Genomic DNA, 8,795 nt, shown 5'->3' on the forward strand with positions numbered 1-8,795 from the left:
CCGGGGTGAGGGCGAAAAGCGAATTACTGACTAACCAACAGATTCGCAATCGCGCGTACACCAATACCTGTTGCGCCAGCAGACCACTGCTCAACCGCACCTTTACGGTAAGTAGCAGAGCAGTCAATGTGCAGCCAACCTGCGTGGTAGTTTTCCACGAAGTGGGACAAGAAACCCGCCGCCGTGCTGGCACCCGCCGGGAAAGAGGCGTTAGAGGTGTTGTTCAGTTCAGCAAAGTTAGACGGCAACTGGTTGCGGTGGAACTCGGCCAGCGGCAAGCGCCAGAACGGCTCGTTTTCTTCCGCAGCACTTTCCATCAGGCGGTTTACCAGCCCATCGTCGAAGCTAAACAGCGCGTGGTAGTCGTTACCCAATGCGGTTTTCGCCGCACCCGTTAGGGTCGCGCAGTCGATGATAAGCTCAGGTTTTTGCGCACTCGCATCAATCAGGCCATCGGCCAGCACCAGGCGACCTTCTGCATCGGTGTTCATCACTTCAACGGTTTTACCGTTGCGATATTTAATGATGTCGCCCAGTTTGAATGCGTTGCCGCTGACCAGGTTGTCCGCGCAGCACAGGAACAGTTTCACACGTTTGTTCAAGCCGCGAGTGATCGCAAATGCCAAAGCGCCGGTAATGGTGGCAGCGCCGCCCATATCAGACTTCATGGAGTCCATGAATGCGCTTTGTTTCATGCTGTAGCCGCCGGAATCAAAGGTGATGCCTTTGCCGACCAGGCATGCGTAAACCGGTGCATCCGGGTTGCCAGTTGGGTTGTAATCCAGCGCCAGCAGTACCGGTGGGCGCTCAGAACCACGACCCACGGTGTGGATACCCATGTAATTCTGCTCGCGCAGATCTTCACCTTTGGTGATGCGGTAAGAGACGTTATCGCAAGCCACATCACACAGCAGGTCAACGGCGCGGGAGGCGAGTTGCTCCGGGCCGAGTTCTTCGGCTGGCGTGTTGATGGTATGGCGAACCCAATCAATGATTTTCAGGCGGTTATTGAGTTCTTTTTGTTCTTCATCGCTCAGCACAGCCCAGTCAACTTTACGGGTGCCTTTTGGTGCACGGTAGCCCTGCCAGAATGCCCAGCTTTTCTCGACATCCCAGCCTTCGCCCGCCAACTGTACGTGCTTCAAGCCCTGGCCGTCGATTTTACGTGCGGCTCGTTGGATTAACCCCAGGTCATCTTTGCCTGTCAGGTGCAGGGTAATCCCTTCGTCGTTGATGCTATAAGCGGCTTTTTCACCCCAGCGCGCATCGGCAGACGCGGTGGAAAGCGTGATTTTCATGGCTTCTGACATTTTCTTTTCCTTATACTTTTCAGCTCATGCTTCATATAAAAACGGGCCGCCAGAGGCAGCCCGCTTATTGTTATTCTGCTTCATCTAACCAGACTAACAGAATCGCTTCCAGAATTTTTTCATTGGATGCGCTTGGATCGTCATCAAAATCTTCCAGATCGCAGATCCACTGATGCAGATCGGTAAAACGTACCGTTTTAGGATCAAGATCCGGGCGGCTGTCGTACAGAGCTTCACCAATTTCGCGGCTATCGGTCCATTTCAGTCCCATAAGCGACTCCTGTTAGTGCTCACGTGCATGGTTAATGGTGTAACGTGGCATTTCTACCACCAGATCTTCATCCGTTACACGCGCCTGGCAGCTTAAGCGGCTTTCAGGTTCCAGACCCCATGCTTTATCAAGCATGTCGTCTTCGTCTTCCGTGCTTTCAGCAAGGGAGTCGAAACCTTCACGCACCACACAGTGGCAAGTGGTGCAAGCACAGGATTTTTCACAGGCGTGTTCAATCTCGATACCGTTGCGCAGCGCAACATCAAGAATAGTTTCACCGACATTCGCTTCCAAAACTGCGCCATCTGGACACAAATCCTGATGAGGCAGAAAAACAATCTTTGGCATGTTAAACCTCGTCCACGGAGTGGCCTTTCAGCGCCTTACGGATTGATTCATCCATACGACGTGCGGCGAAATCCTGTGTTTGTTTGTCTACGTTTTTAATGGCTTGTTCAATAGCATCGGTGTCATCGCCCGCAGCTGCGGCGCTTAACGCCACCATCGCTGAGTCAATTTCCGCACGCTCTGCCGCACTTAACAGCGCGGCATCAGTCGCTAACGCACCTTGCAGGCTTTCCAGCACGCGGGCAGCGTCAACTTTTTGCTCAGCCAGCATGCGCGCTTTCACATCATGCTCGGCATAACTCATGGAGTCCTGAATCATGGTGGCGATTTCGCCATCGCTCAGACCATAAGATGGTTTCACCTGGATAGAGGCTTCAACGCCGGTGGATTTCTCCATCGCGGTGACGCTCAGTAAGCCGTCAGCATCAACCTGGAAGGTCACGCGAATATGCGCCCCACCCGCAGGCATTGCCGGAATACCGCGCAGTGCAAAACGTGCCAGCGAACGGCAATCTTGCACCAGTTCACGTTCGCCCTGCATCACGTGAATCGACATCGCCGTTTGGCCGTCTTTGAAAGTCGTGAAGTCTTGCGCACGCGCAACCGGAATAGTGGTGTTACGTGGAATGACTTTCTCTACCAGGCCGCCCATGGTTTCAAGGCCAAGCGACAGCGGGATCACATCAAGCAGCAGCATTTCGCTGTCCGGCTTGTTACCCACCAGAATATCCGCCTGAATAGCAGCACCAATAGCGACGACTTTATCCGGGTCGATAGATGTCAGCGGCATGCGGCCAAAGAATTCGCCCACACGTTCACGCACCAATGGCACGCGAGTAGAACCGCCGACCATCACCACTTCCAGCACTTCATCAGCTTCGACGCCAGCGTCTTTCAGCGCACGGCGACAAGCCAGCAATGTCCGTTTAACCAGGGCTGCAATCAGCTCGTTGAACTGCTCTCGGGTCACAGTGCCCGTCCAGCCAGCCACTTCTACAGTCGCCGTTTCGACATCGCTCAGGGCGATTTTCGCGGCAATTGCGGCATCCAGTAACTGGCGCTGCACGCGGTCGTCGCTACGGTCAGCTACACCGGCTTGCTCACGCAGCCAGTCGGCTAACAGGTGGTCGAAGTCGTCGCCACCGAGTGCAGAATCACCGCCAGTTGCCAGCACTTCAAACACGCCACGGCTTAAGCGCAGAATAGAAATATCGAAAGTGCCACCGCCCAAATCGTAAACGGCAATAACGCCTTCTTTGCCGGAGTCCAGGCCGTAAGCAATAGCGGCGGCGGTCGGTTCATTGAGCAGGCGCAGAACATGCAGGCCCGCCAGACGTGCAGCGTCTTTGGTGCCCTGACGTTGTGCATCGTCGAAATAAGCGGGAACGGTGATCACCACGCCATCAAGCTGACCTTCCAGCGCTTCAGTCGCACGTGCGGAAAGGGCTTTTAAGATGTCGGATGAGATACGAATAGGGTTCAGCAGACCCGCCGGGGTGTCGATCATCGGCAGGCCATTTTCACTCGCTTTGAGCGAGTAAGGCAGATGCGGGTAACGCGCCTGGATATCGGCAAGCGATCGGCCCATCAGACGTTTTACGGAGCTGATAGTGTTTGCCGGATCGGTTGCGGCTTGCGCACGCGCGTCCCAACCGACATTCAGGCCTTGTTGCTGATAGTGCACCACAGAAGGCAGCAGATGACGGCCTTCATGGTCAGGCAGCGTTTCAGCTTGCCCGCTACGAACAGTTGCAACCAGTGAATTTGTGGTGCCTAAATCGATACCCGCCGCCAGCTTGCGCTGATGCGGTGCCGCACTCAGGCCCGGCTCACTAATTTGTAATAACGCCATATTGAGCTTCCAGTTAAAAATCGAGCAGCTTTTCTTCGAGTTGTTCTATTTGGCTGCGCAGTTTATCGAGAAAACGAAGTTTACGCACAGTATCCGCCGCTTGCGTCCAATCCTGATTATCCAGTTGCTGCACCATTTGCGCCATGCGGGTTTTCACCATCGCATTAACGTTGGCACTGAAGGATTCCAGGCGGTCGCTATCTTTGGCGTGCTCGATATTATCAAGCTCTTCACGTAATTCGAGTTGCTCCATCAAAAACGCGGTATCGCGCACGGTATGCTGCTCGTTAGCCAGATCAAAACCGTTGAGGGAGAGAATGTACTCGGCACGCGGCAGCGGATGACGCAGCGTTTGCCATGCCTGGTTGATGGTCGCAGATTGTTGGACCGCCAGCAGTTGTTCCGCCTGAGGGCGGCTGGTGTACTTGTCAGGGTGGAACTGGCGTTGCAGCTCCTGGTAACGTTTAGCCAGCAACTCGGTGTTAAGGGCGAAGCCTACTGGTAATCCAAAGAGGGTGAAGTAATCCATAACAGACTCGGGGGGGTTACCTGAGATACCCCCACATAACGGTACGTTACGTGGGGGAAGTGGCGAGCATCAGACGTGGAAGCTTTCGCCGCAACCGCACTCATCTTTCACGTTCGGGTTAGTAAATTTAAACCCTTCGTTAAGACCTTCTTTGACGAAGTCCAGCTCGGTGCCGTCTAAAAATTGCAGGCTTTTACCATCGACGACCACTTTCACGCCTTTGTCTTCAAACACGGTGTCTTCTGCCATCGGCTCGTCAACAAACTCAAGAACATAAGCCATGCCAGAACAGCCAGAAGTACGAACGCCTAAACGCAGTCCAAAACCTTTACCGCGATTGGACAAGAAGGCATTCACGCGTGCGGCAGCACTGTCGCTAAGGGTAATCGACATACAACAACCTCTACTCAACAATAATTATTTAGCTTCACGCTTGCTTTTGTAATCCGCAATGGCCGCTTTGATAGCGTCTTCTGCAAGGATTGAGCAGTGAATCTTCACCGGCGGCAGTTCGAGTTCTTCTGCGATGTCGGTGTTTTTGATGGCCTGCGCTTCATCCAGAGATTTACCTTTGACCCATTCGGTCACCAGCGAGCTGGAAGCAATGGCAGAGCCACAGCCGTAGGTTTTGAAGCGAGCGTCTTCAATAATACCTTCATTGTTGACTTTGATCTGCAACTTCATCACGTCGCCACAAGCTGGTGCACCCACCATGCCTGAACCTACGCTGTCATCGCTGTTATCAAAAGAACCAACATTGCGTGGGTTTTCGTAGTGATCGATTACTTTTTCGCTGTAAGCCATTTTTATTCTCCTGAATCCGATATCGACGCTCGAAAAGAGCGATTAGTGATGAGCCCATTCGATGGAATTAATATCCACGCCCTGCTTGAACATTTCCCACAGTGGAGAAAGGTCGCGCAGACGGCCAATGGACTTACGTACCAGTTCGATGGTGTAGTCGATCTCTTCTTCAGTAGTAAAACGACCCAAAGAGAAACGGATAGAACTGTGAGCCAGTTCGTCGGTCATACCCAGTGCGCGCAGCACGTAGGATGGCTCGAGGCTTGCTGATGTACAGGCAGAACCGGAAGAAACCGCGAGGTCTTTCAGTGCCATAATCAGCGACTCACCTTCAACGTAGTTAAAGCTCACGTTGAGAATCGTTGGAACGCCATTTTCCAGGTCGCCGTTCAGATACACTTCTTCCATATCTTTCACGCCGTTCCACAGACGGTTACGCAGACCGCGCAGACGGGACATTTCTGTTTCCATCTCTTCTTTCGCGATACGGTAAGCTTCGCCCATGCCGACAATCTGGTGAACAGGCAGAGTACCAGAACGCATGCCGCGCTCGTGACCACCGCCGTGTACCTGAGCTTCGATACGAATACGTGGTTTACGACGAACGTACAGTGCGCCGATCCCTTTCGGGCCATAGATTTTGTGACCTGAGAAAGACATCAGGTCAACTTTAAGGCTGCTCAAGTCGATAGGCAATTTGCCTACGCTCTGAGTCGCATCCACGTGATAGATAATGCCACGCGCACGGCACAATTCGCCGATTGCCGCGATATCCTGCACCACGCCGATTTCGTTATTCACGTGCATGATAGAAACCAGAATGGTGTCGTCACGCATTGCCGCTTCCAGCACGTTCAGGTCAACAATACCGTTGCTCTGTGGTGCCAGATAAGTCACTTCAAAACCTTCACGCTCAAGCTGACGACAGGTGTCCAGCACAGCTTTGTGTTCGGTTTTTACGGTGATGATGTGCTTGCCTTTCTTCTGATAGAAGTTAGCCGCACCTTTGATAGCGAGGTTGTCTGATTCAGTTGCGCCGGAGGTAAAGACGATTTCACGCGGGTCTGCACCAACCAGTTCAGCGATTTGGTTACGGGCGATATCTACTGCTTCTTCCGCCTGCCAACCGAAACGGTGGGAACGAGAAGCCGGGTTACCGAAGGTTCCGTCCATAGTCAAACACTGCATCATTTTCTGCGCAACACGCGGATCAACCGGCGTAGTCGCAGAGTAGTCGAGATAAATCGGTAATTTCATTGCTCTTTAAGCTCCGTACATCACTTCAATACGATACGATACGAAGAACCAGGCCTAAAAATGGAATGCTGCTGTTTTTAAAAGGGAGCGGCAAGCCCCCAAACCTGATTCTAAAAAATCTAATTGTCTGCTTATGCGCGCAGTTTGACGTCGATCGCGTCTTGGGAGCGCGTACTGCGATGGTTTTCATTGTGCTGGCGACCAGAAACATCCAACACTTCCTGGTTATTGACCAGTTCACCCAAGGTGATGTTATTTAAAAAACCGGTCAGACGGTCGCTCAGGTCGCGCCACAGCGCGTGAGTCAGGCATTTATCGCCGCCCTGACAACCACCTTTACCCGCACAACGCGTGGCATCAACAGATTCATCTACTGCGCTAATGACTTCACCAACCGCGATGGCGCTAGCTTCTTTACCCAACAGATAACCGCCGCCAGGACCACGAACGCTGGCAACGAGGCCATTTTTACGCAGACGGGAGAATAACTGCTCCAGATAGGAGAGAGAGATTCCCTGACGTTCAGAAATATCAGCCAGTGGCACTGGGCCTGATTCGGAGTTCAACGCAACGTCAAGCATTGCGGTCACGGCATAACGTCCTTTGGATGTCAGTCTCATGTCTTACTTAACCTCTAATCGCCCCTCGAACCGGGGGTTTTTTATAAATGTGATTGTCACATAGCAGGCCGCAAGTCTGACATTCCCGAGTAAATTGGTCAACTATTTAACCTAGTAATTTACTCAAGTATTATTTGCCGTGTTTTTTCTCGTTATCAATAGAAGAAAGCATGCCGCGCAGAATGTTAAGTTCCTGAGTTTCCGGGCGTGCACGGTTATATAAGCGGCGTAATTTGCTCATAATCTGGCCCGGATGGCTGGTGCGAATAAAGCCGGTTTTCAGCAAGACTTGTTCCAGGTGAACGTAAAAACGCTCGAGATCGTCAGCCGACGGATATTGAGTCTGGTCTTCAACCACTACCGCTTCTTTGCCTTCTTCTTGCGTAGCAAGCCAGGCGATTCTTACTTCATAAGCGAGGATTTGCACGGCCATCGCCAGGTTCAGCGAGCTGTATTCCGGATTTGCCTGAATCGCGACGTGGTAATGGCATTTCTGCAATTCGTCATTGGTCAAACCAACACGTTCACGGCCAAACACAATCGCCACTGGCGCATCTTGCGCTTCAGAAATGGTCTTTAGACCACATTCGCGCGGATCGAGCATCGGCCAAGGTAATGTGCGTGAACGCGCACTGGTACCCACGACCAGGCTGCAACCTGCCAACGCTTCATCCAGCGTATCGACAATTTTGGCCTCACCGATAACATCACTGGCACCTGCGGCGAGCGCAATAGCCTGAGAATCAGGTTTAACCAACGGATTTACCAACCAAAGATTTGTCAGCCCCATGGTTTTCATGGCACGAGCGACAGACCCCATGTTGCCGGTGTGGGAGGTTTCAACCAGCACTATACGTACGTTTTGCAGCATTCTAGACTCATTGCCTGAAAAGATTATCGCGATATCCTATCATAACCCTGGGACATATTCCGAACGCTCTGCTATACTCCGCCGCGTTTTCCCGTTCTTTAACATCCAGAGAGAGACCGATGCATCCGATGCTCACCATCGCCGTGCGCGCTGCGCGCAAGGCGGGCAATTTAATTGCCAAGAACTACGAAACCCCTGACGCTGTAGAAGCGAGCCAGAAAGGCAGCAACGATTTTGTGACTAACGTAGATAAAGACGCCGAGCGTCTGATTATCGAAATTATCCGCAAATCCTACCCGCAACACACCATTATCGCTGAAGAATCAGGCGAACTGGCGGGTACCGAGCAGGATGTGCAATGGGTTATCGATCCTCTGGATGGCACTTCAAACTTCATCAAACGTTTGCCACACTTCTCTGTCTCTATCGCTGTCCGTGTTAAGGGCCGCACCGAAGTTGCTGTTGTTTATGACCCAATGCGTAATGAGCTGTTCACAGCCGTTCGTGGTCAAGGCGCACAGCTGAACGGTTACCGTCTGCGCGGCAGCAATGCACGCGACCTCGACGGCACCATTCTGGCAACGGGCTTCCCGTTCAAGCACAAGCAACACGCGACTCCTTATATGAACATCGTGACCAAACTGTTCACGCAGTGTGCTGACTTCCGTCGTACCGGTTCAGCCGCGCTGGATCTGGCCTACGTTGCGGCAGGCCGCGTTGACGGTTTCTTTGAGATTGGCCTGAAGCCATGGGATTTCGCAGCAGGTGAACTGATTGCTCGTGAATCCGGTAGCCTGGTGTGTGATTTCACCGGCGGCCACAACTACCTGACCAGCGGCAATATCGTTGCAGGTAATGCGCGTGTTGTTAAAGCGATGCTGGCAGCTATGCGTGATGAATTGAGCGAAGCGCTGAAGCGTTAATCTTTAAAGC

Annotated in this window: 11 protein-coding genes; 1 reads left to right on the forward strand and 10 read right to left on the reverse strand. The window is 52.5% G+C overall.

Translation table 11 applies throughout. The annotated features are described in order from the left end of the window. Positions 1-23 precede the first annotated feature (23 nt). The 10 genes from pepB to trmJ form a co-directional block, all read right to left on the reverse strand. Entirely contained in the window at positions 24-1,310 is a 1,287-nt protein-coding gene (pepB, locus tag GBAG_RS15120; RefSeq protein ID WP_034497709.1) for an aminopeptidase PepB, read from the reverse strand. A gap of 70 nt (positions 1,311-1,380) precedes the next feature. Then, positions 1,381-1,581: a Fe-S cluster assembly protein IscX gene (iscX, locus tag GBAG_RS15125; protein ID WP_034497712.1), complete on the reverse strand. Its 201-nt coding sequence runs from the start codon at positions 1,579-1,581 to the stop codon at positions 1,381-1,383. A 12-nt stretch (positions 1,582-1,593) separates the two neighbouring features. Next, the gene (gene fdx / locus GBAG_RS15130) at positions 1,594-1,929 is read right to left on the reverse strand and encodes an ISC system 2Fe-2S type ferredoxin (RefSeq protein WP_034459208.1); all 336 of its coding nucleotides are present in this window, start codon (positions 1,927-1,929) and stop codon (positions 1,594-1,596) included. Between the two features lies 1 nt (position 1,930). Further along, entirely contained in the window at positions 1,931-3,781 is a 1,851-nt protein-coding gene (gene hscA / locus GBAG_RS15135) for a Fe-S protein assembly chaperone HscA (protein WP_034497713.1), read from the reverse strand. Positions 3,782-3,794: 13 nt separating this feature from the next. Then, positions 3,795-4,310, reverse strand: coding sequence for a co-chaperone HscB (hscB, locus tag GBAG_RS15140; protein WP_034497715.1), 516 nt, complete (start codon positions 4,308-4,310; stop codon positions 3,795-3,797). 69 nt (positions 4,311-4,379) lie between these two features. Beyond that, a complete protein-coding gene (iscA, locus tag GBAG_RS15145) occupies positions 4,380-4,703 on the reverse strand; it encodes an iron-sulfur cluster assembly protein IscA (protein ID WP_034497717.1) in 324 nt (107 codons plus the stop codon). A gap of 24 nt (positions 4,704-4,727) precedes the next feature. Next, positions 4,728-5,114, reverse strand: a complete 387-nt coding sequence (iscU, locus tag GBAG_RS15150) for a Fe-S cluster assembly scaffold IscU (RefSeq protein ID WP_015703172.1) — start codon at positions 5,112-5,114, stop codon at positions 4,728-4,730. A 42-nt stretch (positions 5,115-5,156) separates the two neighbouring features. Then, positions 5,157-6,371, reverse strand: coding sequence for a cysteine desulfurase (gene iscS, locus GBAG_RS15155; protein ID WP_034497718.1), 1,215 nt, complete (start codon positions 6,369-6,371; stop codon positions 5,157-5,159). Positions 6,372-6,502: 131 nt separating this feature from the next. After that, positions 6,503-6,991: a Fe-S cluster assembly transcriptional regulator IscR gene (gene iscR / locus GBAG_RS15160; protein ID WP_034497720.1), complete on the reverse strand. Its 489-nt coding sequence runs from the start codon at positions 6,989-6,991 to the stop codon at positions 6,503-6,505. A 130-nt stretch (positions 6,992-7,121) separates the two neighbouring features. Continuing rightward, a complete protein-coding gene (gene trmJ / locus GBAG_RS15165) occupies positions 7,122-7,862 on the reverse strand; it encodes a tRNA (cytosine(32)/uridine(32)-2'-O)-methyltransferase TrmJ (protein WP_034497721.1) in 741 nt (246 codons plus the stop codon). Positions 7,863-7,981: 119 nt separating this feature from the next. Here trmJ and suhB point away from each other — a divergent pair, with 119 nt between their 5' ends. Further along, the gene (suhB, locus tag GBAG_RS15170; RefSeq protein WP_034497722.1) at positions 7,982-8,785 is read left to right on the forward strand and encodes an inositol-1-monophosphatase; all 804 of its coding nucleotides are present in this window, start codon (positions 7,982-7,984) and stop codon (positions 8,783-8,785) included. The last annotated feature ends 10 nt before the right edge of the window (positions 8,786-8,795 follow it).

The sequence above is a fragment of the Buttiauxella agrestis ATCC 33320 genome (genome assembly GCF_000735355.1).
Classification (GTDB): domain Bacteria; phylum Pseudomonadota; class Gammaproteobacteria; order Enterobacterales; family Enterobacteriaceae; genus Buttiauxella; species Buttiauxella agrestis.

What these genes read in the sequence shown, in the direction of transcription:
- pepB (WP_034497709.1), bottom strand. Translation starts at nt 1,310, where the DNA reads ATGTCAGAAGCCATGAAAATCACGCTTTCCACCGCGTCTGCCGATGCG.
- iscX (WP_034497712.1), bottom strand. Translation starts at nt 1,581, where the DNA reads ATGGGACTGAAATGGACCGATAGCCGCGAAATTGGTGAAGCTCTGTAC.
- fdx (WP_034459208.1), bottom strand. Translation starts at nt 1,929, where the DNA reads ATGCCAAAGATTGTTTTTCTGCCTCATCAGGATTTGTGTCCAGATGGC.
- hscA (WP_034497713.1), bottom strand. Translation starts at nt 3,781, where the DNA reads ATGGCGTTATTACAAATTAGTGAGCCGGGCCTGAGTGCGGCACCGCAT.
- hscB (WP_034497715.1), bottom strand. Translation starts at nt 4,310, where the DNA reads ATGGATTACTTCACCCTCTTTGGATTACCAGTAGGCTTCGCCCTTAAC.
- iscA (WP_034497717.1), bottom strand. Translation starts at nt 4,703, where the DNA reads ATGTCGATTACCCTTAGCGACAGTGCTGCCGCACGCGTGAATGCCTTC.
- iscU (WP_015703172.1), bottom strand. Translation starts at nt 5,114, where the DNA reads ATGGCTTACAGCGAAAAAGTAATCGATCACTACGAAAACCCACGCAAT.
- iscS (WP_034497718.1), bottom strand. Translation starts at nt 6,371, where the DNA reads ATGAAATTACCGATTTATCTCGACTACTCTGCGACTACGCCGGTTGAT.
- iscR (WP_034497720.1), bottom strand. Translation starts at nt 6,991, where the DNA reads ATGAGACTGACATCCAAAGGACGTTATGCCGTGACCGCAATGCTTGAC.
- trmJ (WP_034497721.1), bottom strand. Translation starts at nt 7,862, where the DNA reads ATGCTGCAAAACGTACGTATAGTGCTGGTTGAAACCTCCCACACCGGC.
- suhB (WP_034497722.1), top strand. Translation starts at nt 7,982, where the DNA reads ATGCATCCGATGCTCACCATCGCCGTGCGCGCTGCGCGCAAGGCGGGC.